Annotated in this window: 20 protein-coding genes; 11 read left to right on the top strand and 9 right to left on the bottom strand. The window is 57.2% G+C overall.

Features of this window, described 5'->3' with window-relative positions:
* Positions 1-21: 21 nt before the first annotated feature.
* Positions 22-474 carry a flavin reductase family protein gene (locus AVI_RS09505; RefSeq protein WP_015916150.1) on the bottom strand — a complete coding sequence of 151 codons (453 nt, stop codon included), beginning with the start codon at positions 472-474 and terminating at the stop codon, positions 22-24.
* A gap of 218 nt (positions 475-692) precedes the next feature.
* Here AVI_RS09505 and AVI_RS09500 point away from each other — a divergent pair, with 218 nt between their 5' ends.
* The gene (locus AVI_RS09500; protein ID WP_234617765.1) at positions 693-1,763 is read left to right on the top strand and encodes a branched-chain amino acid ABC transporter substrate-binding protein; all 1,071 of its coding nucleotides are present in this window, start codon (positions 693-695) and stop codon (positions 1,761-1,763) included.
* Between the two features lie 10 nt (positions 1,764-1,773).
* Here the strand turns inward: AVI_RS09500 and AVI_RS09495 are convergent, their stop codons facing one another.
* A complete protein-coding gene (locus AVI_RS09495; protein ID WP_015916148.1) occupies positions 1,774-2,535 on the bottom strand; it encodes an SDR family NAD(P)-dependent oxidoreductase in 762 nt (253 codons plus the stop codon).
* Between the two features lie 193 nt (positions 2,536-2,728).
* On the opposite strand from AVI_RS09495, the gene rpe reads away from it, so the two are divergent.
* The 6 genes from rpe to AVI_RS09465 all read left to right on the top strand — a co-directional run bounded on the left by rpe (position 2,729) and on the right by AVI_RS09465 (position 8,205).
* Complete coding sequence (rpe, locus tag AVI_RS09490; protein WP_015916147.1) at positions 2,729-3,406, top strand: ribulose-phosphate 3-epimerase; 678 nt, start codon at positions 2,729-2,731, stop codon at positions 3,404-3,406.
* On the top strand, positions 3,403-4,134 hold the full coding sequence (locus AVI_RS09485) for a DUF2259 domain-containing protein (protein ID WP_139191472.1): 732 nt from the start codon (positions 3,403-3,405) through the stop codon (positions 4,132-4,134). The genes rpe and AVI_RS09485 overlap by 4 nt, the downstream gene beginning before the upstream one ends.
* Before the next feature lie 88 nt (positions 4,135-4,222).
* The gene (purB, locus tag AVI_RS09480; RefSeq protein WP_015916145.1) at positions 4,223-5,524 is read left to right on the top strand and encodes an adenylosuccinate lyase; all 1,302 of its coding nucleotides are present in this window, start codon (positions 4,223-4,225) and stop codon (positions 5,522-5,524) included.
* 226 nt (positions 5,525-5,750) lie between these two features.
* Positions 5,751-6,383: a LysE family translocator gene (locus AVI_RS09475; RefSeq protein WP_015916144.1), complete on the top strand. Its 633-nt coding sequence runs from the start codon at positions 5,751-5,753 to the stop codon at positions 6,381-6,383.
* A gap of 181 nt (positions 6,384-6,564) precedes the next feature.
* Entirely contained in the window at positions 6,565-7,557 is a 993-nt protein-coding gene (locus tag AVI_RS09470; protein ID WP_041698019.1) for an Lnb N-terminal periplasmic domain-containing protein, read from the top strand.
* A gap of 171 nt (positions 7,558-7,728) precedes the next feature.
* Positions 7,729-8,205: a VOC family protein gene (locus AVI_RS09465; RefSeq protein ID WP_041698016.1), complete on the top strand. Its 477-nt coding sequence runs from the start codon at positions 7,729-7,731 to the stop codon at positions 8,203-8,205.
* 69 nt (positions 8,206-8,274) lie between these two features.
* Here the strand turns inward: AVI_RS09465 and ilvD are convergent, their stop codons facing one another.
* Positions 8,275-10,110, bottom strand: coding sequence for a dihydroxy-acid dehydratase (gene ilvD, locus AVI_RS09460; protein ID WP_015916142.1), 1,836 nt, complete (start codon positions 10,108-10,110; stop codon positions 8,275-8,277).
* Positions 10,111-10,368: 258 nt separating this feature from the next.
* On the opposite strand from ilvD, the gene msrP reads away from it, so the two are divergent.
* From msrP to AVI_RS09440, 4 genes are all read left to right on the top strand, one after another.
* Positions 10,369-11,316, top strand: coding sequence for a protein-methionine-sulfoxide reductase catalytic subunit MsrP (gene msrP, locus AVI_RS09455; RefSeq protein ID WP_015916141.1), 948 nt, complete (start codon positions 10,369-10,371; stop codon positions 11,314-11,316).
* A 2-nt stretch (positions 11,317-11,318) separates the two neighbouring features.
* On the top strand, positions 11,319-11,966 hold the full coding sequence (gene msrQ, locus AVI_RS09450; RefSeq protein ID WP_041696647.1) for a protein-methionine-sulfoxide reductase heme-binding subunit MsrQ: 648 nt from the start codon (positions 11,319-11,321) through the stop codon (positions 11,964-11,966).
* A 142-nt stretch (positions 11,967-12,108) separates the two neighbouring features.
* A complete protein-coding gene (locus AVI_RS09445) occupies positions 12,109-13,932 on the top strand; it encodes an O-linked N-acetylglucosamine transferase, SPINDLY family protein (protein ID WP_049777175.1) in 1,824 nt (607 codons plus the stop codon).
* Positions 13,929-15,803 (top strand): O-linked N-acetylglucosamine transferase, SPINDLY family protein, encoded by a 1,875-nt coding sequence (locus tag AVI_RS09440; RefSeq protein WP_015916138.1) that lies wholly within the window; start codon positions 13,929-13,931, stop codon positions 15,801-15,803. Before AVI_RS09445 ends, AVI_RS09440 begins: the two co-directional genes overlap by 4 nt.
* Here the strand turns inward: AVI_RS09440 and AVI_RS09435 are convergent.
* The 6 genes from AVI_RS09435 to AVI_RS09410 form a co-directional block, all read right to left on the bottom strand.
* Entirely contained in the window at positions 15,788-17,413 is a 1,626-nt protein-coding gene (locus AVI_RS09435) for a glycoside hydrolase family 43 protein (protein ID WP_015916137.1), read from the bottom strand. The two genes, AVI_RS09440 and AVI_RS09435, sit on opposite strands and share 16 nt — an antisense overlap.
* Before the next feature lie 258 nt (positions 17,414-17,671).
* Positions 17,672-18,703 (bottom strand): L-glyceraldehyde 3-phosphate reductase, encoded by a 1,032-nt coding sequence (mgrA, locus tag AVI_RS09430; protein WP_015916136.1) that lies wholly within the window; start codon positions 18,701-18,703, stop codon positions 17,672-17,674.
* Between the two features lie 324 nt (positions 18,704-19,027).
* Positions 19,028-20,161: a Gfo/Idh/MocA family protein gene (locus AVI_RS09425; RefSeq protein WP_015916135.1), complete on the bottom strand. Its 1,134-nt coding sequence runs from the start codon at positions 20,159-20,161 to the stop codon at positions 19,028-19,030.
* Between the two features lie 27 nt (positions 20,162-20,188).
* On the bottom strand, positions 20,189-20,950 hold the full coding sequence (locus tag AVI_RS09420) for a sugar phosphate isomerase/epimerase family protein (protein ID WP_015916134.1): 762 nt from the start codon (positions 20,948-20,950) through the stop codon (positions 20,189-20,191).
* A 63-nt stretch (positions 20,951-21,013) separates the two neighbouring features.
* A complete protein-coding gene (locus AVI_RS09415) occupies positions 21,014-23,461 on the bottom strand; it encodes a beta-mannosidase (RefSeq protein ID WP_015916133.1) in 2,448 nt (815 codons plus the stop codon).
* A 178-nt stretch (positions 23,462-23,639) separates the two neighbouring features.
* Positions 23,640-24,731 carry an ABC transporter ATP-binding protein gene (locus AVI_RS09410; RefSeq protein ID WP_015916132.1) on the bottom strand — a complete coding sequence of 364 codons (1,092 nt, stop codon included), beginning with the start codon at positions 24,729-24,731 and terminating at the stop codon, positions 23,640-23,642.
* Positions 24,732-24,733: the final 2 nt, after the last annotated feature.

The raw sequence follows: 24,733 nt of genomic DNA, 5'->3' as shown, positions 1-24,733 counted from the left end.
GATTTGGGTCCATGATCTGGCCTATTCTACGGTATGGAAACCTCTTTGCAGGTAAAGAAGCGTTGCAGCCTTTTCACCAAGCTTCAGCCCCACCACTTCGCCGAACAGCACCGTGTGCGTGGCGGTGATTTTCCGGTCTACGACCCGGCAATCATAGGCGGCGATGGCGCCGGTCAGCAGTGGCGCGCCGGTAATCATCTGTTCCCAGGTGCCAAGCGCAAATCGTTCTTCGCTCGACAGCTTACCAAAGCCAGCAAATGCTCCGGCCAGATCCTGATGATGAGCGGCAAGCGTGTTGAGGGCAAAACAATCGCTTTCGAAGAAGGGCTTGTTGCCTTCGTTCTGATTGTTAATGCAAGCCAGCACCATCGGCGGCTGATCGGAAACCGAGCATGCGGCAGTGATGGTCGTGCCTCTGGCAACGCCTTGAAATTCGGTGGTGACGATCTGCACGTGGCCTGCGTAGCGGCTCATCGCTTCACGATAGTCCAAAGGATCGATAGCCACGCCTGCACTCCTTGCCAATTTGCTTGTCAAGAATGGCTATAGAGCATGATGCGTAAAAGTGTGAAGCGGTTTTACGAAACCATTATGCTCCAGCAGCATCTTACGGCTACGACCTGGACATTTTCATTCCCTTGCTGTTGCTGTGCCGCTAAGGTAACTGAAAATTCATGATGATCCGGATTGAAATGATATTACGCGTTTTTTCACTGCTGTTCGGCATAGGCTATGCGTTAGCAGCGCCGGGTGCATTTGCCCTTACCATCGGGTTGGTTGCGCCGCAGGGCGGGCCTTATGCCGTTCTTGGTCAGCAGATGCGGGCGGGGGCAGACGCTGCGGCAAAACAAAGCGGTGATACGCTGGTTGTGATTGACGAGCCATGCGCTACAGCCACTGGCGCGGCGATTGCCGACAAGCTTGTGACAGCGAAGGTCGATGCGGCGATCGGATTTCTGTGCAGCGAAAGCCTTGATGGTTTGCTGGCCAAGCTTGGCCCGGCTGGTATTCCGGCTGTGACGCTTTCAGTGCGCTGGCCCACCGTTATGGAAGATGCCTTGAAGAACCAATGGCCGCTTTTTCGGCTGGCACCCAGCACCAAAGCGGAAAGCGAAAAGCTGGTGGATGTGATCGTCAGCCAATGGGCGGGAACGGCTTTCGCGCTTCTCGATGACGGCACGATCCGCAGCCGTGAACTGGTGGAAGCCATCCGAGCGTCGCTGGAACAGCGCGGCATGAAACCGGTTTTCACTGATACTTACCGCCCGGCTCAGGAGCAACAAATTGCCTTGGTGCGGCGCTTGAAGAAGACGGGCGCGACCAATGTCTTCATCGGCGGTGACCGTAGCGATGTCTCGATCATCGCCCGCGATGCCAAGGCCGAAAATATTCCCCTGACGCTGATGGGTGGCGAGGCAATGAGGGCGGTAGATCGGCCCGTTCCACTGCAAGACGGGGTATTGGCCGTGATAACGCCGGATTATGCCAGAATGCCGAGCGCACAGAAGGCGGTTGATGCGCTACGAATACAGGGCAGCGCAGCGGATGGCTATGCCCTGCCCGCTTTTGCCAGCGTCCAGTTTCTGCATGCGGCGGCGGCATTGAACGAACCGTCATTGGCTGAAGCGATCAGCAAGACCAAGGCTGAGACCGTCATCGGCTCGCTGTCCTTTACCGACGGCCACGAACTCAGCGACAATCCGTTTCAATTGCAGGAATGGCGTGACGGTAGTTTTCAGCCGTCGCGTCCACTCAGCGAATAACGCCAAGCGGCTATTCGTAAGGCCAAACTGGCCGTGTAAACAGGCCGCCATCGACCCAGAGCGTCTGACCGGTCACGAAGCCAGCCGCGTCACTGGCGAGATAGAGCACGGGGCCGGCAATATCCTGCGGCGTCCCCACCCGGCGCAGTGGCGTGACCTTGCCCCAGACTTCGCCATAGTCAGGCGCTTCCTCATAGGTTCGTTCCGTGGCAATGGCACCGGGGGCAACGCAATTGACCCGGATGCCATGCGGCCCCAGTTCGACGGCGGCCACTTTGGTGAATTGCTCGACCCCGCCCTTGGAGGCGGTGTAATCAACCAGATTCGGGAAGGCGAGCTTGTTGCAGCCCGAGCCGATATTGACGATGGCGCCACCGTTACCAGCTGCCACCATCCGGCTTGCAGCCGCCTTGGTATTGAGAAATGTCCCGGTCAGATTGGTGCGGATCACCCGGTTCCAGTCTTTTTCGGAGAGATCGAGCAGGCTGGACCAGGTCTGCACACCGGCATTGTTGATGAGGACAGCCGGGCTTGCCTTGGCCCAGGCACAGGCCTGGTTGAAGAATTGCTCGACGGTGTCTCCGTCGCCGACATCGGCGGAAAGGGCCAGCACGTTGCGGCCCTGTTGCTCCATCAGGGACACCAGGCTTTTGGCCGGTGCATCGTCGCCGAGATAGCTGAAGGCCACCGTGTCGCCCAGACCGGCAAAAGCCTGGACCAGCTGGCGCCCTATGCCCGTGCTGCCGCCGGTGATGATCACAAACCTGCCCATATTTCCTCCCATAGGTCATCTCCAAGCATTCATAACCCGGCTGTCGCACCTGTCCAAGGCCGGATCATGATCGCCCGCAAAGCGGCTGTAAAATCAACCGACTTTCGCAATCCGGGCCACAGGAAAGGTTGTCGCGCTAATGCGGGAATGCTATGAGCGGCACGACATCCGCTATTTCGAAAGAATGAGATAAATGACACCTCCGCTGCTGATCGCCCCTTCGATCCTCGCCGCCAATTTTTCCCGGCTGGGGGCTGAAGTTGCCGATGTTGTGGAGGCGGGCGCCGACTGGATTCATCTCGATGTGATGGATGGCCATTTCGTGCCGAATATCTCTTTCGGCCCGGCGGTTATCAAGGCGTTACGGCCCCATACCAAAGCGGTGTTCGACTGCCATCTGATGATTGCCCCTGCCGATCCGTTCCTGGCTGCCTTTGCCGATGCGGGATGTGATTACATCACCGTTCATGCCGAAGCCGGGCCGCATCTGCATCGTTCGCTGCAAACCATTCGCGCCTTGGGCAAGAAAGCTGGCGTATCGATCAATCCGGCCACGCCGGTCTCCATGCTGGAAAATGTCATTGATGATGTGGATCTGATCCTGATCATGAGTGTCAATCCCGGCTTTGGCGGGCAGAGCTTTATCCCGGCTGCGGCGGACAAGATCGCCCAGGCAAGGGCGCTGATTGGCGATAGGCCAATTGCACTGGAAGTCGATGGCGGCATCACCGTGGAGACAGCGCCGATTGCCACAAAGGCCGGTGCCAACGTGTTGGTGGCAGGATCTGCCATATACAAGGGCCAGGGTATCGATGCCTATCGTGAGACGGTGACGGCATTGCGCCATGCCGCTGAAGGAGGCCGGTCTTGAAACTTCACTGGCTTTCCGCAGCAATGGTTGCCGTGGGCAGCCTTGCCGCCCTGCCCGCTGCGGCAGGCGATATCGCCGCCGTTCGCCCCATCGGCTTTTCCGCCGACGGGTCCGTCTTTGCCTTCGAGGAATATGGGGTTCAGAGCGGCGTCAACACGCCCTATTCGAATATTTTTGCCATCGATCTCAACAACAATACGTTCCTGCCGGATACGCCGGTGCGCCTGCGCGGTGATGATGACAAGGCCAGCATGGCCGCGATCCGCAAGCAGAGCATGGATCAGGTGGCCAAAACCGTTCAGGACCGTGGCCTGCTGGATCATCCCGGTGAAGTGGTTGCCTTCAATCCCCTAAGCGAGATCGGCACCGATCCGCATGTGCTCAGCTACCGTGTTCACGCTTCCCAGCCGACAGTGGGTGAGCCCAATACACTGACGCTGGAAGAGCTGGACGAAGGCGCCCCTGCCGCCTGCAAGGACCAGGTACAGACCATCAAGGGCTTTCGTCTGAAGATGACGCAGATCAACGGCGCCAAGCAAGACAAAGTGGTCTATGAAGACGGCCATGTGCCCGCCAGCCGCCGCTGTCCCACAGGCTACAGGCTCGGCGGCGTCGTCACCTATCAGGTTCCTGGCGGCAATGTGGTGCAGATCGCGCTGGTTCTTGTCATGAACCCCTCTTCCGAAGGCTCCGACGGGCGCTGGCTCGCCGTGCCGATCAAGCCCTGACACCACCTTTCGCGCCGTTGCCGTTGAGATCGGCTGCTATGTTTGCTATGGGGCGGCATAGGTTATTCATGCAAGAAAGATCAAGCCGATGATCCCGCGTTATTCCCGGCCAGAAATGGTCGCCATCTGGTCGCCCGAAACCAAATTCCGCATCTGGTTCGAGATCGAGGCCCATGCCTGCGACGCGCTGGCTGAGCTGGGTGTGATCCCGAAGGACGCCGCCAAAACCATCTGGGAAAAGGGTGGTGCTGCCGAGTTTAACGTGGCCCGCATCGACGAAATCGAAGCCGTCACCAAGCATGATGTCATCGCCTTCCTCACCCATCTGGCAGAGTTTATCGGCCCCGACAGCCGGTTCGTGCATCAGGGCATGACCTCCTCGGACGTGCTGGACACGACCTTTAACATTCAGCTGGTCCGCGCTGCCGATCTGCTCTTGGCTGATATGGACCGCGTGCTGGCCGCGCTGAAAACCCGCGCCTTTGAGCACAAGGATTCGGTTCGCATTGGCCGCAGCCATGGCATTCACGCCGAACCCACCACCATGGGGCTGACCTTTGCCCGGTTCTACGCCGAAATGGAGCGCAACCGCGCCCGTCTCGTCAACGCCCGCGCTGAAATTGCCACGGGTGCTATTTCCGGTGCGGTTGGCACCTTTGCCAATATCGACCCCAGCGTCGAGGAACATGTCTGCGAAAAGCTCGGCCTCGTTCCAGAGCCGGTCTCCACGCAGGTCATCCCACGCGACCGCCATGCGATGTTCTTCGCCACTTTGGGCGTTATTGCCTCGTCGATTGAAAACGTCGCGATTGAGATCCGCCATATGCAGCGCACCGAGGTGTTGGAAGCCGAAGAGTTCTTCTCTCCGGGCCAGAAGGGCTCATCGGCCATGCCGCACAAGCGCAACCCTGTGCTGACCGAAAACCTCACCGGCCTCGCCCGCCTCGTGCGTATGTCGGTCGTGCCTGCCATGGAAAATGTGGCGCTTTGGCACGAGCGCGACATCAGCCACTCCAGCGTTGAACGCGCCATCGGCCCCGACACCACCATCACGCTCGATTTCGCCCTGAACCGTTTGGCTGGCGTTGTTGAAAAACTGGTGATTTACCCGGAAAACATGTTGAAAAACATGAACAAATTCCGCGGCCTCGTCATGAGCCAGCGCGTGCTGCTGGCGCTCACCCAAGCCGGCGTCTCCCGCGAAGACAGCTACCGCCTCGTGCAGCGCAACGCCATGAAGGTCTGGGAACAGGGCAAGGACTTTTTGGAAGAACTGCTGGGAGATGCTGAGGTGCGCGCAGCTCTAAGCGAAGAGCAAATTCGTGAGAAGTTTGACCTTGGGTATCATACCAAGCATGTCGATACGATTTTCAAGCGGGTTTTTGGGTGAAAAACACCTGAAAAGCGCTGAATTTTAATGGGATTGTTTTGGATCATGTCACCCTCGGGCTTATCTTGAGGGTGACACCTTCGATAGCATTTCGACGTTATCAGCGGCTCGGCGCACGGCGGAGCATGACCTATAAGGTGATTGAGGCCTTAACCTCAAAAACAGATTGCATTCAACGTCCCGGATGATAATCAAGAATTCCGGCTCCATTATATCGAGGGATGTTATGCCGGATTTTTCTACATTCATGCTTTTTGCCGCGGCCTCATTGGTTCTCACAGCCACTCCCGGCCCGGATATGCTGCTCATTGCATCGCGCAGTGTTAGCCAAGGCCGGTCGGCTGGATTTCTGACATATGCGGGCATTGCCTTTGGTTGCTATTGTCACGCAACGGCTGCTGCCCTTGGACTATCGCAACTTTTCCTCACTGTTCCCGTCGCCTATGAGATCGTGCGTTGGGCCGGCTGCATCTATTTGCTGTACCTTGCCTATAAGACGATACGGTCACAAGGTGCAGGCTTCTCTCCTCAATCGTCACTCAAGCGCCTCTCTGGCAAACGCATTTTTACAGAAGGTCTTGCGACCAATCTTCTCAATCCCAAAATGGCGCTTTTCGTTCTTGCCCTGTTTCCGCAATTCGTAAACCCGGAACAAGGCTCTCTGCTCGTGCAAATGCTGCTGCTTGCCACGGTCTTGAATGTCATCGGAATGTTCGTGAATGGCGTGGTCATCCTCCTCGGCAGCCGGATACGCAACCATCTTTCATCAGTGCGTCGCTTTCCAAAACTGCCTCAATATCTTCTTGCGACGGTCTTTACTGGTTTGGCCTGCCGCTTAGCTCTGGGCACGAGAAACTGAAATTGGCAAGGTCCGTTGATGCATTCTGAACCAGACGGACTCCAGAAACACCGTTCTTTACGACTTGGATCCCGCCCATTCATCCTCCCGCTGATCATTGTTAAACCGCACTTACTCGCTATATTCTTGACCATTATCAGTCAGGTACGCGGATAAGCGCCGTGGAAAAATGGAATGCGGCATGAAACTTCTTCTTCGTTTTATCAGTGTGATCCTGCTTTCTCTTCTGGTTCTGGCAGCACTCGTTGCCACAGGCTGGATTGCTCTGGCGCTCTGGTATCGCATTCCCGGGCCAGAATATGTTCGGGGAGCTGCAGCTGGGCTTTGGCTGGTATTTGTACTCGCCATCATCTCGTTGGGCCGAAAGTCACTGCTCGCATCGGTCGGCCTTTTTGTGCTGAGCCTGGTCGTCGTTGGTATCTGGTGGCACTCGATCAAACCGAGTCTTGATCGCGATTGGGCGACGGATGTGTCGAGGACTGTCACCGGGAGCGTTGAGAACAGCATTGTCACGCTCCAGAATGTGCGAAACTTCAACTGGACAAGCGACACTGTTGCCGATGCAAAATGGGAGACGCGGCAATATGATCTCAACAAGCTGAATGAGGCCGATATGGTCCTGTCCTATTGGGGCATGGATGCCATTGCCCATACGCTCATTAGCTTCGGTTTTGAGGATGGTCAGCGCGTGGTGTTCTCGGTGGAAACGCGGCGCGAGAAGACCGAATCCTATTCATCGATTGCAGGCTTTTTCAAAACCTATGAACTGGCTTTTCTCGCCGCGGATGAGCGGGATATTCTCTATCTTCGCACCAATATGCGCAAGGAAGACACCTATCTTTACCCGCTGGATATTCCCAAACAGGCGATGCGCGCCTTGTTTTTGAATTACGTGAATTCGGCCGATCAGCTCGCCAAACAGCCAAAATTCTACGACACAATCACCACCAATTGCACCACAGTGGTGTTTGATCTTGCCCGCCAGATTGAACCCGGCATTCCAACCGATTATCGCGTTTTGCTGTCGGGCTACCTGCCAGGCTATCTTGCCGAGCATGGAGCATCAGTCTGGAAGCTGCCGGAACCGGAATTGCGCAAACGTGCTGCCATCAGCGCCAAAGGACAAGCAGCGGGGAATTCACCAGCGGATTATTCCAGTGCGATCAGGCAGTAAAATGTTGGTAATTTAAGGAGGCGAGGCTCTTCATCCTTCGGTTTCTCCCTCGACATTTTTATAGAGACACTATTGACCTCAACTTAAGTTGAGGTTCTACAAACACTATCAACCCAAACCAAGCCTGCCAGCGCAATTTTACGCGGAGGGCAGAATAAGGAGTTGATGCACATGATTGCAATAAAAGGGCTGTATGAGACCCACCTCACTGTTTCCAATCTTGACCGGTCAATCGACTTTTATCGAGACGTCGTGGGTTTGGAATTTGCTCATAGAATACCGAGCCGCAATGTAGCGTTTTTCTGGGTCGGAGGACGGGACCGATCCATGCTTGGCCTTTGGTCTATTCACAGTTCACCGTTGCGAATGAGACTGCATATCGCGTTTCAGACCACCCTAGACGAAATACTTCGTGCACCTGAGTATCTTAAATCAAGAGGTGTTGTTCCACGTCGTGGCGGCGGCAGTACAGAGATCAACGAGCCTGTTGTATTTCCTTGGGTGCCAGCCGCAAGCGTCTATTTTGATGATCCTGATGGCCATTCCCTCGAATTCATAACGGTTTTACACGAAACACCTCGGCCGGAGATCAGTGGCACTGTGACATTTACGGAGTGGGAGCAGATGAACAACCGTGCTGAGTTGTGAATAAAACGACAGCGCCGTCGCAAAGGCAATTTTGCGACGGCGTTCAGGAACATTTCAAATATCCGACGTTTACTCCGGTAATTTCCGCACAGCGCCCAAATCTGCCGACGTCGCAAACGCAGCATAGGCTTTCAGCGCCGTTGTCACCTTGCGCTTGCGGTGCTCAGCAGGCTTCCAGCCAGCGGCATCCTGTGAGACGCGGCGGGCGGCGAGCTCGCCTTCGGACAGCATCAGTTCGATGGTACGGTTCGGGATGTCGATGGCGATGGTGTCGCCGTTGCGCACCAGGCCGATGGTGCCACCGTTCGCCGCTTCTGGCGAGACGTGGCCAATGGACAGGCCCGATGTGCCGCCGGAGAAGCGGCCGTCGGTGATCAGGGCGCAGACCTTGCCGAGGCCCTTGGATTTCAGGTAGCTGGTTGGGTACAGCATTTCCTGCATGCCCGGGCCGCCCTTCGGTCCTTCGTAGCGGATGACCACAACGTCGCCTGCCACGACCTCATTGCTGAGAATGGCCTTGACTGCCGAATCCTGGCTTTCATAGACCTTGGCCGGACCGGTAAATTTCAGGATGCTTTCATCGACACCAGCGGTTTTGACGATGCAGCCATCCAAGGCGATATTGCCCTTCAACACCGCCAGACCACCATCCTTGGAGAATGGCTTTTCAACCGAGCGGATAACGCCATTTTCGCGGTCCATGTCCAGCTCATCCCAGCGAGAAGACTGCGAAAACGCCACTTGCGTTGGCACGCCGCCGGGGGCAGCGCGGAAGAACTCGCGCACGGTTTCAGAGTTGGTGCGCGTGATATCCCAACGGTCGATAGCATCGCCCAGTGTTGGCGCATGAACGGTTGGGCAGTCGCGGTTGATCAAGCCACCACGATCCAGCTCGCCGAGAATGCGCATGATGCCGCCTGCACGGTGAACGTCTTCCATATGCACGTCCTGCTTGGCCGGTGCCACCTTGGACAGGCACGGCACGCGACGCGACAACTGGTCAATATCATCAAGATTGAAATCAATCTCGCCTTCATAGGCGGCGGCCAGAATATGCAGCACGGTGTTGGTGGAGCCGCCCATGGCAATGTCCAGCGCCATGGCATTTTCAAACGCCTGCTTGGAGGCGATGTTGCGCGGCAGCACGTTTTCATCGTCCTGCTCATAGTAGCGGCGGGTGATGTCAACGATCAGATGACCCGCTTCCACAAACAGCCGCTTGCGGTCGGAGTGGGTTGCCAGCGTTGAGCCATTGCCGGGTAAGGACAGGCCGAGGGCTTCCGTGAGACAGTTCATGGAATTGGCGGTGAACATGCCAGAGCATGAGCCGCATGTCGGACAGGCAGAACGCTCGATGGTCGCTACATCTTCATCCGAAATCTTGTCGTCAGCAGCGGCGACCATGGCATCCACGAGGTCAAGTGCGACCTTCTTGCCATGCATGACAACCTTGCCCGCTTCCATAGGTCCGCCAGAGACGAACACAGTTGGGATGTTCAGGCGCAACGATGCCATCAACATGCCGGGGGTGATCTTGTCGCAGTTGGAAATGCAGACCATGGCATCGGCGCAATGGGCATTGACCATATATTCCACCGAGTCGGCGATGATTTCGCGCGATGGCAGCGAATAGAGCATGCCATCGTGGCCCATCGCGATGCCGTCATCCACGGCGATGGTGTTGAATTCCTTGGCAACGCCGCCAGCTGCTTCGATTTCGCGGGCCACGAGCTGGCCTAGATCCTTCAGATGCACGTGACCGGGTACGAATTGCGTGAAGGAGTTGACTACGGCAATAATCGGCTTGCCGAAATCGCCATCCTTCATGCCGGTTGCGCGCCAAAGGCCGCGCGCGCCTGCCATGTTGCGGCCATGGGTCGTGGTTCTTGAGCGATAGGCTGGCATGGATGTCACCTCAATACTATTTTATTGCGCCGGAAACGGGCCGAATTTTCCAATTTATCTACGGCAGTCGGGCCTTTGTGTCACTATCAGCATGGTCGAAAACGGTACGCTCCCGGAAAGCTGAATGAGCGAGATGGCAGCGGCGCACAAGATTGTGAAGTTAACTCATCATCAAATCGATCTGTCCTTGTAACTTTTTCGATCTATTTGCCGTATTCAATCGTAGACTGATGATAATCGACAGGGAGCACGATGAACATGGCCGCGTTTCGACCACCGCATATTCCAGCGTCCGAGATTACACCGCAGAGCATCTACCTGTCACGCCGCAGCCTGATCGGCGGTGCAGCGGGAACCTTGGCGCTGGCGGCGGCTGGTGACGTGCTGGCCGCGCCCCTTACCGCCAAGCCGTCGGATTATAAGGTGGATGACAAGCTGACGCCGAAAAAAGACGTCACCACCTATAATAATTTCTATGAATTTGGCACGGACAAGTCCGATCCCGCCGCCAATTCCGGCAAATTCAAGCCGACCCCCTGGACCGTGGAGGTTGGCGGCCTGGTTTCCAAGCCGCAGAAGATCGCCATCGAGGACATCATGAAGTCCTTCACCATGGAAGAGCGGATCTACCGCATGCGCTGCGTTGAGGCCTGGTCCATGGTCATTCCCTGGGATGGTTTTCCGCTGTCGGCGCTTCTCGACCGTGTCGAGCCGCTGGCCAGCGCCAAATATGTCGCGTTTGAAACCGTGGTGCGCCCGGAAGAAATGCCGGGCCAGAGCGGTTTCTTCCAGTCGATCAACTGGCCCTATGTCGATGGCCTCAGGCTGGATGAAGCGCGTCATCCGCTGACCATCCTTGCCACCGGACTTTACGGCGAAACGCTGCCAAACCAGAATGGCGCGCCTTTGCGGCTTGTCGTGCCATGGAAATACGGCTTCAAGGGCATTAAATCCATCGTCAAGATTACCCTCACAGAAAAGCAGCCTCCCTGCACCTGGAACATTCTGGCCGCCAATGAATATGGCTTCTATGCCAATGTGAACCCCAAGGTCGATCACCCCCGCTGGAGCCAGGCGACCGAGCGGCGCATAGGTGAAGGTGGTGGCCTGTTCGGCGGCTCACGCAAGGATACCCTGCCCTTCAACGGTTATGGGGAACAGGTCGCCAGCCTTTACGCTGGCATGGACCTGACCAAGAATTTCTGATCATGGCCTCTTTCAGTCTCTCCGCACGGCAAAAATCGCTCTCCATCTGGGCGCTTTATGCCTTTGGCCTCATGCCTGGCCTCTACGCTTTCTATCTTGGCGTTTTCGGCGATCTCGGCGCCGATCCGGTGCGTGAATTCGAGCATCGTCTCGGGCTCTGGGCCTTGCGGTTCCTCTGTCTGGGGCTGGCGATAACGCCGCTGCGCGATCTGGCAAAATACAATTTCATCGCCTATCGCCGGGCGCTGGGACTTCTGGTGTTCTACTATGTTCTGGCCCATTTTGCCGTCTATCTGACGCTGGACAGAGGCCTGATTCTCTCGTCCATTCTCGGGGACATCCTGAAACGGCCCTATATCATGCTTGGCATGTTGGGTCTCATCCTGCTTATTCCGCTGGCGCTGACCTCCAATCGCTGGTCGATCCGCAAGCTTGGCAGCCGCTGGAACACGCTGCATAAGGCGAGCTATATCATTCTGGCCGCAGGGCTTTTGCATTTCGTCCTGTCGCGTAAGTCCTTCACGCTGGAGCCAGCGATCTATACCGGCATCGTTATCCTGTTGCTTGGTTACCGGCTGGTACGTCCAAGGCTGATGGCGGCGAAGCGCAAAAAGGCGGCGCTGGCCAAGGCGGCAACGCGAACCGCTTAAGGTTTAGGCTCAGACAAGCCAGACTTCCTAGTGTTTTCCCAGGAAGATAAACGGAAACGTGCGTGTCTGGAGCCTGGCGGGTTTACTCTGAACCTGACGGACTCTCGAATCGGTTTTCGGCCATGCAGGGAGACCAGAAACCGTGTTGAATGTTGCCGCCCCCCTCCAGGAGGCGAAACGCCTTTATGACAGTGGCCAGTATCAGGCGGCATTGGAGGTGGTCTCCGGCCTGGTTGCCAGCCTTCCCGGTCCAGATGCGCCTGGCCTGCTTGGGGAAATCCTGCTGAAACTGGGTTCTGTCGAGGGTGCGGTCGAAGCCTTTGAATTTGCGGCAAGCCGGATGCCGGAGCCGGAGGGATCGCGGTTGCGCGCTCATGCCGCATTTCTGGCGCTGGATACAGAGGCGACCTACCCGCCGGAGCGCATGAATGCGTTGCTCTCCACCTTGGTCGCTAGCGAGAGGCCGGAGCATTGGCAAAAGGCCGGTGAAATCCTTTCGGCAGACAGCCGCAATCCGCTGACGCTAACCGTGTTGCAGAAACTGCGTCGCCTGAGACCGCAAGACGATAACGTGCTGATGCTGTTGCTGCGGGTGGCGCGTGAACAATGCCATTATCCGGTTCTGTTGGAAGAAGAGCCGCTGCTGCGGGAAAAATTGGCACGCGGCGAAATTGCGTGCCTTACCCAGGAGCCGCCACATGCCAGCCTGATGTGGGAAGACGATGAGCGGCTGAACCGTCTGGCCTCGATGATCAACGGCTTCCCGCCCGTCACTCCGGCCATGCAGGCCTTGCGGCATAGCCAGCCACATAGCTGGGGCGAAAAGATCCGTATTGGCTATCTGAGCTGCGATTATTGGGACGATCACGCCACCATGCGGCTGCTGCGCTCGGTGATGACGGCCCATGATGCCTCGCGCTTCGATGTCACGCTGTTTTGCTACACGTCCGACCAGTTTCTGGCCTATGACAATGGCGGACGCCAGCAATGGGGCAGGATCGTTTCGATCACCGATATGAGCGATGATCAGGCGGCGGCCAGGATTCGGGCGCATAATATCGATATTCTTGTCGATCTAAAGGGCCATACGCGCGGCAGTCGCTCTGCCCTGATGAACAGGCCGCTGGCGCCGGTGCATGTCCAATGGCTGGGCTTTCCCGGCACCTGTATCGAGATCGATTGCGATTATGCGATTGGCGACCGGTTTGTGCTGCCCGACAGTTCAAAGCCCCATTACCATGAGAAATTCTGCCGTCTGCCGGAATGCTACCAGCCGAACGACCCCATCTATCGTCCGCTGGCCGATGCCGCCAGTCGCATGGCGCTTGGCCTGCCGGCTGACCGCGTGGTGATTGGCGCGTTCAACAGCCAGCGCAAGAACTCGCTGCTCACCATGCGGCTTTGGGCCGAGGTGCTCAAGGCCAATCCCAAGGCGCTGCTCTGGCTGATGATCGACGGCCATGGCGCGCGTCAGGCAACCGCTGCCCATTTCAAGACGCTGGGCGTCAAGCAATCGCAATTGCTGTTTGCGCCGAAAATGGCCTATGCGGCGCATCTGGCCCGGGCGCAGGCGGCTGATTTCGCCATCGATACGTTCCCCTGCAATGGTCACACGACGACATCTGATATGCTTTGGGCCGGGTTGCCAGTGATGACCATGCAAGGCCGTAATTTTGCGTCCCGCGTGTCGGAAAGCCTGCTGAACGCTATCGGCCTGCCGCAACTGGTGGCAAGCAACGAACAGGATTTCGTGGCGCTGGCAACAGCACTCATCAACGACCCGGAAAAGCTGCGCGCCCTGAAACAACATTTGGTCGATCAACGCTTCAAGACGCCGTTGTTTGATGCAAAGCGCTTTTGCCGCCACCTTGAAACCGCCTATGAAATGATGGCGGAGCGTGCCAAAGCGGGATTGTCACCAGACCATTTCGATGTTCCCCATACAAAAGAAAGCCACATGCCATGACGGTTCTGGTGGATGAGATGGGTTCGCAAGCCTCGGATCTCGACCTGAGGATTCTTGCGGCCAAAACTCTGGAATCGGCAGGCAAAATCATTGATGCCGCACAAGCCTTCGTTGATCTCGCAGAGAGTGTCGCATCGTTTGATCCCTCCGCCCAGGCGGGGTTTCTCGGCCATGCGGCGCGTCTCTATCTAGCGGCCATGCAGCAGGAAAAGGCCGTTGCTCTTGCCTTGAACAGCCTCGCAATTGGCCCCGCGACCTTGGACGCTGCCTATGTGGTGCTGAAATCTGGAACTGTTCCTCTGTCCAGCGCGGCAAAAGACGCCCTGATCGCCACGCTGGGGACAAGCAATGATATCGATGATCTGGTGCTTGCCGCCCTGTCGATCGGCAATGACATCCACCATCCACTCTGCCTGCCGATTTATACAAGCCTGCGGCAGTTGCGCCCGGACCTGCCGAAAGTGCGCATGGCGCTGGTGCAGATTGCCCGGATGCAATGCAATTACGACATCCTGACAGCCGAGGAGGCACTGCTGCACCGGGATATCGCGGCTGGCAAGGTGGATTTTCTCGCCATGGAATCGCCCCATGCCAATCTGATGTGGCTGGCGGATGAACGCCTGAACAGGCTTGCCCGTTACTATACGATGACACAGGCGATGACGGCGGCCTCACAGACAACACGGCGCAGTCTGCCGCATGTCTGGGGCGAAAAGCTGAGAATTGGCTATCTTTCCGGCGATTTCTGGGACAATCACGCCACGATGCGTTTGCTGCGCAGCGTATTGACCAGCCATGACACCAGCCGTTTCGAGATCTTTCTGTTTTGCCACACGCCTCGCCACCTCGTCGATATCGATAAGGGCGGTCGTCAGCAATGGGGGGCGATCACCTCGATTGCCGACCAGACTGACGATGAGGCAGAAGCGACGATCCGGGCCATGAAGATCGACATCATGGTCGATCTGAAAGGCCACACACGCGACAGCCGCTCCGGGCTGATGAACCGCCCTCTTGCACCGGTTCATGTCGCGTGGCTGGGCTTTCCCGGCAGTTGTTGCGATGTCGATTGCGATTACGTCATTGGCGACCGTATAGTGCTGCCGGATAGCGCTAAGCCTCACTATCACGAGAAATTCTGCCGACTGCCGGAAAGCTACCAGCCGAACGATCCGTTTCATCGTCCCTTGCCGTCCGCTTCGTCCCGCATGGCGCTTGGCCTGCCTGCGGACAGAGTGGTGATCGGTGCCTTCAATAGCCAGTCGAAAAACACGCCGGAAACCTTGCGGCTTTGGGCGCGCATCCTCAAGGCCAATCCAACGGCTCTGCTCTGGATGATGGTCGATGGCCATAGCGCTCGCCAATCCACCGCCGCCTTCTTCAAATCGCTTGGTGTGAAGCAATCGCAACTGCTGTTTGCCCCGAAAATGCTGTATGAAAACCATATCGCCCGCGCCCAGGCTGCCGATTTTGCCATCGATAGTTTTCCCTATAACGGCCACACGACCACCTCGGATATGCTGTGGGCGGGCCTGCCTGTTATAACGAAGCGGGGTACGAATTTCGCGTCTCGCGTCTCGGAAAGCCTGTTGAAAGCCATCGGTCTCGATGAGCTGGTGGCGCGAGACGAAGACAATTTCGTCGAGCTTGCCACGGTAATGATCAATGATCCCGCCAGGATTGCCCGATTGAAGGCGCATATCGCCGAACAACGGTTTATAGCGCCTTTGTTTGATGCGACGCGGTTTTGCCACCATCTGGAGGCGGCTTATGACACCATGGCAGACTGCGCCAAGGCGGGCCTTACACCGGATCATTTCGATGTCGTAGCCCTGCCCCGTGATGGCGCCAGTTTTCAACGCGCCTCGTAGATGAAGCCGTCGAAATCGGCAGGTCTCGCCTGCCCCGTCAGATCGAAGGCGAACAGGCCGGTAAAGGCACCCGTGAAGGATGCGTCAAAGCCGCGTCCGCCCTCATCAGAAATGACGCCCGCGTCGAGGATCGGGCCAACCGTCTGCCATGCCTCACCGGAACCATCCAGGCTTGCGCCCGCTGGACGCCAGAGGAATTGCAGATCGTTATCCATGACCTCCATCGCCAGATCGATGTCGCCATCCGGCAGAGCCAATCCGGCATCGATGGGAAAGACCAGCTTGCCGCCCGGATAGTCACCGGGGCAGGACAGGATGGTCAGAGCCCGGCCCAGCGTCTCGTGCCAGGTCACAGTCAGGGCGTAAAACTTGTAGCGGTTATAATAATGGGTCAGGCCCGCCGCCTGCTGATAGGTCTGCGGCGCAAAAGTGATCCGGGTTTGCGCCCGGAAGGAGTGATGCTGCTGGCGACGGGCGACAAGCGCTTGCTCGAACCAACTGCCAATGCTTTGACGTCCATAGAGTCGCAGAAATCCGGGTCTTGCCAAGAGGTTGAAAATCCGCTCCGGCTCTGGCGTCCGCAACCATTGAAAATCCATCGGCAGGCCGGACGGATCGAAACGGTATTCGGTGATTGCAGGCTTTTCCAAACGCTCTGCCGGTAAAGGCGGCTTCACGTAGACCGCAGGCACCTGATCGCCCTGCTCCAGATAGAGCCAATCGTCCTTCCAGACGCATTTCTGCAAGGATGTCTCACGCCCCAGCGTGCAACGGCGATAAGGCGCCAGCGGGCGACCGCATAAATGGGTGTGATAGGCCTGCCCGTCAGACGTTTCCACATATTGGCCATGGCCGGCCTTTTGCAGCTCTGCCTTGGGATTGTCCTTAGACGTGATCAGATGCCGGTCAGGATGGGTCTCATAGGGGCCTTCGATATGGCGCGACCGCGCCATGGTGACCGCATGGTCGTAGCCTGTGCCACCTTCAGCAACCGTCAGATAGTACCAGCCATTACGCTTGAACAGATGCGGTCCTTCGACCAGTCCAAGCTCGGTTCCGGGATAGATATTGCGTACCGGTCCCGTCAGGGCTTTCGTCACCGGGTCCCACTCCTGCAACAGGATGCCGTCAAAAGCTGGATGCGGGCCAATGGTATTGAAAGCCTCAGCTCGATGGTTCCATTGCATGTTGACGAACCATTTGCGGCCATCGTCATCGTGAAACAGCGAGGGGTCAAAGCCGGAAGCATTGACATAGAACGGATCGGACCATTCGCCCTCAATGCTTGGCGAGGTCACGATATAATTGGGGGCATCCTTGAAGCTGCCGTCAAGGCGCTTCACGTCGGTATAGACCAGCCAGAACAGCCCATCGGCATAGGACAGACACGGTGCCCAGATGCCGCAGCTATCGGGATTGCCGCGCATGTCCAGCTGGCTTTGGCGCTCCAGCGGGCGGCGGATCAACGTCCAGTTCACCAGATCACGGGAATGGTGGATCTGGACGCCCGGATACCATTCGAAGGTTGAGGTGGCGATATAATAATCCTCCCCCACCCGGCAGATGGACGGGTCCGGGTTGAAGCCCGGCAGGATTGGGTTGATGATCATGCTTCCTCCTCCACGAGAAAACTCTTCGCCTTGAAAGGCGAAGAGACTGACTGCTGACAAAGCGCTCCAATCTCGACGTCATGCTCGGCCTTGTGCCGAGCATCTGCCACCGTTGAATGTATCAATTCACGTCAATGACGTGGAGTCGGTGGTAGATCCTCGGGACAGGCCCGAGGATGACGAAATGCCGAGATCGATGTTTGCTTATAAACCGTATCTTCGCCTTAAAAGGCGAGGAAACTTGCCGAAAAGGCGTACTCAATCACGCTCGGCGGATTTCGCCCAGAGATTGATATCGGCTTCCTTGGCATAGACGTTGATCTCGGCCAGTTCCGCCTCGGTAAAGTCCGGCGTGTCCAGCGCCTTGACGCAATCCTCGATCTGCGACACGCGGCTGGCGCCGATCAGGGCAGACGTGACGCGACCACCGCGCAGCACCCAGGAAATCGCCATCTGCGCCAGCGTTTGGCCGCGCTTTTCGGCAATCGCGTTCAGCTTGCGGATGTTTTCGATGATCTCAGGACGAATGAACTCGCGCTTCAGGAAGTGGTTCTGGGCAGCACGGCTGTCCTCGGGAATGCCCTGGAGATATTTGGTGGTCAGCATGCCCTGCGCCAATGGCGAAAACACGATGGAGCCCATGCCGACATCCTCAAGCGTATCGAGCAGCTTGTCATCCTCCACCCAGCGATTGAGCATCGAATAGCTCGGCTGATGGATCAGCAGCGGCGTGCCGAGGCCCTTCATGATCTCGACCGCTTCGCGGGTTCGCTGCGAATTATAGGAGGAAATCCCGACATAGAGCGCCCGGCCCGAACGGACGATATGATCGAGCGCGCCGCAGGTTTCCTCCAGCGGTGTGTCAGGGTCGAAACGGTGGGAATAGAAAATATCCACATAGTCCAGACCCATGCGCTTCAGGCTCTGGTCGCAGGATGAGATGAGATATTTGCGGCTGCCCCATTCGCCGTAAGGACCGGGCCACATATTGTATCCGGCCTTTGACGAGACGATCAGCTCGTCACGCAGTCCATGAAAATCCGTTTTGAGGATTTCGTCGAAGGCCAGTTCCGCGGCACCCGGCAGAGGGCCATAATTGTTGGCAAGGTCAAAATGGGTAATGCCGAGATCAAAGGCGCGGCGGCACATGTCCCGCTTCAACTGATGCGGCGTGTCATCGCCAAAATTATGCCAGAGACCAAGCGAGATCGCTGGCAATTTCAGCCCGCTCTTGCCGCAACGATTATAGGTCATCCGCTCATAGCGGTTTTCAGCCGGTTGCCAGGTCATGATATGCTCCTTGAAATGGGCGACGGCATTACGCCGCCGCCTTTGTCTAGTGGTCCGATTCCGACATTTGCCTCCGTTTGCAGCACCCTCGAGAGCAAATGTCGGAATCTTCAGGACCACTAGCAAGTCTCTGTTTCTAGTGGAATTTAAGAATTTGACATTTGATCCTCGAGGGTGCCGCAAAGGGGGTATCAAATGTCAAATTCATTCCACTAAAGCATTTCCGCGTTTCGTTGAATCGCGGAGATGCTCTAGCTCTTTGTTTTTACGCATTTCCGAACGCCAAACCGCGATACACTTTGGCTGGAAATGCTCTCGTGCGCCTTACCGAAGCAAGGCCCTTGCCTCTTCTACGCCAAGAGCCGCCGGTTGGGTACAGGTGGTGGAGAGCGAGACAAATTCGCCTGTCTCTCCGGATTTCAGAATGGCCGTCATCACATCCACCCCATGCAAAACCCGGTCCAGCGAGCAACGCGCATCGCGTCCCTCAATGATCGCCAGGGCCATGTCGGCAAGCCCTGCCGTGCGATAATTGGCGCGCGGCCCTTGGGCGCTTTCCTGGTTGTTGATGCCGAACGGATGGTCCCATTCCTCCAGCGGCTTGACCTCCTTGTTGCGGCCCGTGGCTTCCACGACGCCACCGAAGAAATTCGGATCAGTGACGAACAACGAGCCTTCCGTACCGTATAGCTCCATATTGGCATGGCGATGACACCAGACATCCCAACTGGCCGATAGCGTAATGGTCGCGCCATTGGCGAATTCCAACAGGGCGTGAATGTTGGTTGGTGTCTTGACCGGGATCACCTCGCCATTGCGCGGCTCGCTGGTAATGGTGCGGGTCTCACTGGCCATCGAGGTCAGCGCCCCGACCCGTTTGACCGGGCCGATCAGGTTGATCAGGTTGGCAATGTAGTAAGGCCCGAGATCGAGGATCGGCCCGCCGCCCGGCAGGAAGAAGAAATCCGGGTTCGGGTGCCACATTTCCATGCCGGGGCTCATCACATGGCAGGTGCCTGATGTGACGCGGCCAATGCCACCTTCATCGATATGCTTGCGCGCCAGCTGATGCGCACCACCCAGGAAGGTGTCAGGGGCGCAGCCGACTGAGAGACCCTTGTCTTTGGCGATCCGCCGCAGGCTCTCACCTTCTTCCAGGCTGAGCACCAGCGGCTTTTCCGAATAGACATGCTTGCCCGCTTCGAGGATCTGTTTGGAAACGGCATAATGCACCGCCGGAATGGTGAGGTTGACCACCACATCCACATCCGGATTGGCCAGCAGCTCGTCCACCGTCTGGGCCTTGACGCCGAATTCCTCGGCGCGCAGCTCCGCTGCATTCATGTTGATATCGGCGCAGGCCACCACCGTGATGCCCTTGAACAGTGGTGCAAGAGTGAAATAGGCCGAGGAAATATTGCCGCATCCGATAATGCCGACATTAAGTTCACGTGTCATCTGAGATTATCCTGACAAGTAACTGATTTAAAATGAATTGAAGGACGCAATAGACCGAGTGATCAATCTGTCGATATCGTTCGGATTGTCATGCTCTACCACGTAATATTGGACGTTATAGCGCTCCAGAGCGGCCACCAGACCCTTCCAATCGACCGTGCCGTGGCCAACATCGGCCCAGCCGTCTTCATCCTTGTTTTCACCTGCGGGCGCGATATCCTTGACATGCACGGCGGTGATCCGCTTGCCATAGCTCTCGATCCAGCTAAAGGGATCGGCATGGCCACGCACCACCCAGGCCAGATCTGCTTCCCAGGTCAGGCTCGGGCCACCGGCGAAAATCTGCTCCTGCGGTGTTGAACCGTCGGGAAGTACCGCAAATTCGAAATCATGATTGTGCCAGCCGAACAGCAGCCCGGCATCGACGAAAGGCTTGCCTGCCTTTTCCAGCCTTTGACCAAAAGCAAACCAGCCCGCTGCATCCGTTGGACGCAGGTCCGCAACGAGATGAGGGCAATAGACCGCCTTGACGCCCAAGGTCCTGGCAATAGAGAGAGCCTTGGCCGGATCGCTTTCCAACAGGTCCAGGCCGAAATGGCCGGTTGGCATGGTCAGGTCATTGGCGTCGAGATCGTCGCGCAACGCTTTCAGTGCCGCATCATCGGCGCTGGCATACATCGCGCCATAGCCCTCGACATGGGTATAGCCTGCCGCCTTCAACTTCGGAAGGATAGCGGAAAACGGTTGGAAATTGCGGGCGCTGTAAAGCTGAAAACCGAGATCGGTCATGGTCATTTCCTCCTGAAAAATTGGCCGCGCCTCCCATGACGCGGGTTGTCGGTTTGTGTCGGATTAGTCGGCGGTTTGGCAGGAATAGAGATCGTAAAGAGTGAAATCAGGCACTTCGCCCGGCGGCAGCGGAGTGGCTGGGGTGAAGGTCACACGGCGGCTTTCACCGGCGGTCAGGTCGAAGGCGTTGTCGCTGTAGCTCCCGTCGAGGCGGCTTTCGATCATCACGAACAGCGCAAGACCGGAGGCCGTGACCGTCAATTCGAAAGAACCATCGGCCTGTGGCATGGCCTTTAGCTCAAGACCCGATGGTTCCAGTTCCAGGCTTTTGTAAGCGCCGCCTGACACAAAATGGCCCTCGCCTTTCATGCCATTGGATGCCTTGAAATCCCATATTATCAGTCCATTACCTGGGACATCTGATAGTTCAATGGAACTCAAAATCTCTGCCCGGTCAGGTGAACATGATCCGCTTGCCGTCATCAGTGTCCGGCGCTCACCAGACAATGTCAGCGCAAACACGGTCAAATCGATATCGACACTGTCAGCCGTGTCATTGACCATGGAGAACTGCAGTCGCTTGCCCGTTTCATCCGGGATGGCGGCAATGGCCACCGGCTGGAAGAAGCGCTTGACCATATAATGCATGGCCTTCCACCGCCCGCCATAATCCAGGCTCGCCCAGGAGGCGACAGGCCAGGTATCGTTGAGCTGCCAATACAGCGTACCCATGCAATGCGGCTTCAGCGAGCGCCAATAGTCCACCGCCGTCTTGATTGCCAGGCCCTGCTGGATCTGGCTGAGATAGACGAAATTGGCGAAATCTTTCGGGAAGCGGAAATAGCGGAATATGGTCCCTGCAATCCGCTCATTACCACCTGCATTCTTCTGGTGTAGCTCGATGACCGGCGAGGCGATATTCATGTCCTTTGCCTCGGCAAAGCTCTCGATGACAGGCAATGACGTATAGGACTGGAAACCGAATTCCGAGCAGAAGCGCGGCTTGACGCTTCGGTAATTGTCGAAGCTCTTGTTCTCGTGCCAGACCGACCAGTAATGCATATCGCCGGAGCCATCGGCGTGCCAGGCATCGCCATAGTCGAGATAGCCGGAGGCGGGGCTGGAGGGCCACCAGATGGCTTGCGGAAAGGTCTTTTTGACCCCCTGCTCGATCACCCGGTTCAGCCGGTCATAGGCAACCAGATAGCGGTCACGATTATCACGGCTTTCGTCAAACCAGGTCAGCGCCCCCATCAATTCATTGTCGCCGCACCAGAGCGCAATGGACGGATGCGATTGCAGGCGACGGACCTGATAATCGACTTCAGCTGCGACATTATCGAGGAAATCATCGGTACAGGGATAGAGATTGCAGGCAAACATGAAGTCCTGCCAGACCAGCAGGCCCAAGCGGTCACACAGATCATAGAACCAGTCGGCCTCGTAAAAACCGCCACCCCAGACACGGATCATGTTCATATGGGCCGCGACCGCCGAGTCCAGCAAGCCCTTGGTTTTTTCAAGCGACGAACGCGAAAACAGCGCATCGGCGGGAATCCAGTTGGCGCCCCGGCAGAAGATCTCCCGACCATTGACCTTGAACGCAAACCGGCTGCCCGCCTCATCCGCATCGGTCAGCAGTTCGATGACCCGCAGGCCGATCAGCTTTTCGACTGTATAGCCCGGCACGTCTAGGCTAAGGGCATAAAGCGCCTGCTCGCCGCTGCCCGCTGGCCACCATAGCCGAGGATTTTCAATCTCGAACACATGGGTAATGACCGTTTCCCCGGCATTGACGCCGCAGTCCAGCCGCAGCCGCTCGTCCTCCAGCTGGAAATGCACCGGCACCACCGATGGGGTCTTGGCAAAGATCGTTGCCTTGACCGTCAGCTCCACCCGGCCATCGGCATGGTGCAGCTGGCTGGTTTCGACATGCTCGATTCGCGCCGGGTCCAGTTTGCGGATGGCAATGGTGCCATAGACGCCAAGCGGCGCGATGGCGATATTCCAGTCCCAGCCGAAATGGCATTGCGGCTTGCGCAGCATGTTACCGTGCGGAATCGGCGAATTGCCGGGATGGTAAGGCACGTAAAAGGGCTGGCGCGCCTGCCGCTCAGCCCCTGCCTTGATGCTGGAATGGATGACAATGCGAATGGTATTTTCGCCCGGCTGCAAGGCGGCGCTGACATCCGGGCGGTAGCGCCGGAAGCAATTGTCGGCAGACAGTACCGGGATGTCATTGATGAACACCATGGCGACGGTGTCGAGATTGTCGATGTCCAGATACCAGTCCGCATCGGCCACATCGAGATGGAAGCTGCGCACCAGCACCCAATCGCTTTCGGCCACCCATTGCACCTGTTCCTCATTCCTGGCGAAATAAGGATCGGCAATCATGCCTGCCGCATGAAGCGCGCTATGCACGTCGCCGGGCAAGGTGATGGTGCAGGCGTGTTCACCGTTTACGGTGGAAAGCTGCCAGGGGCCGGCAAGGTCGTGGATATCGGTCATGGTCACCTCGATAACTGCGGAGCGGATGATACCGCTCCTCTGGATAGGGGTGTCATACCAAGGGTCATTGAAAATGGCGGTTGGTATTCCGTTTGAAAATATCTCAAGCCGTTCAGGCATTTGAGATATTTGCAATGCCTTCAAGACGAGGATGCGTGAGCATCTTCGAGGCTTGGTATCAAAGACGCATTTCCGTCTCGGCGTCGAAAATCGATGCGACGGACATGTCGAAGGCGAGTTTAACCTCGCTGCCGGGCCGGTAGCGCCTAGTGCCAGCAATGCGCACTGACAGCACCTGTCCCGCCAGCTTCAGCCAGAGGAGGTTATCGGCGCCCATTGGCTCCTCAATGTCAACGAGAGCTGGATGCGCCTCCTCGCCCGGACCGATATCGCCGTCCACGGCGATGTGTTCGGGACGCGCGCCCAGCACGACCTTGCGTCCGGGCAGGAGCGTGCTATCGGCCTGATAGCCGGTCAGGCCGAAATCGACTCCGCCGGAGGAAAACACCACCGCGCCATTCTTTTCGCGCAATTCGCCCTTGAAGAAATTCATCGACGGCGAGCCGATGAAGCCAGCCACGAACAGGTTTTTCGGCCGGTTATAGATGGTCATCGGATCGTCCAGCTGTTGGATGACACCGCTTTTCATGATGGCGATCCGGTCAGCCAGCGTCAGCGCCTCGATCTGGTCATGGGTGACGTAGATCATCGTGTTTTTCAGCGATTGATGCAGCCGCTTGATCTCAACGCGGAGTTCGGCCCGCAGCTTGGCATCAAGATTGGACAGCGGTTCGTCAAACAGGAAGACATCGACATCGCGCACCAGCGCCCGGCCAATGGCCACGCGCTGGCGCTGGCCACCGGAAAGCTCGGCTGGCTTGCGCTTCAACAGCGGCCCGATTTGCAGGATCTCGGCGGCGCGCGCCACCCGTTTGTCGATTTCGGTCTTGGGCATTTTCGCCACCTGCAAGCCAAAGGACAGGTTTTTCTCCACGGTCATCTGCGGATAAAGCGCGTAGGACTGGAACACCATGCCGATGCCGCGATCCTTGGGCTCTTCCCAGGTGACGTTCTTGTCCTTGATGAAAATCTGCCCTTCGGAGACATCGAGAAGCCCGGCTATGCAGTTGAGCAGCGTGGACTTGCCGCAGCCGGACGATCCCAGCAGCACCAGAAACTCGCCATCGGCAATATCGAGATTGAGGTCTTTCAGCACCGTCACGGCACCAAAATTCAAAGAAAGGTCACGGATAGAAACACTGGTATTCATGA

This window comes from Allorhizobium ampelinum S4, from assembly GCF_000016285.1.
Classification (GTDB): Bacteria; Pseudomonadota; Alphaproteobacteria; order Rhizobiales; family Rhizobiaceae; genus Allorhizobium; species Allorhizobium ampelinum.
Note: the sequence above shows the minus strand (reverse complement) of the source record. Positions and strands in the feature narration are given on the sequence as shown.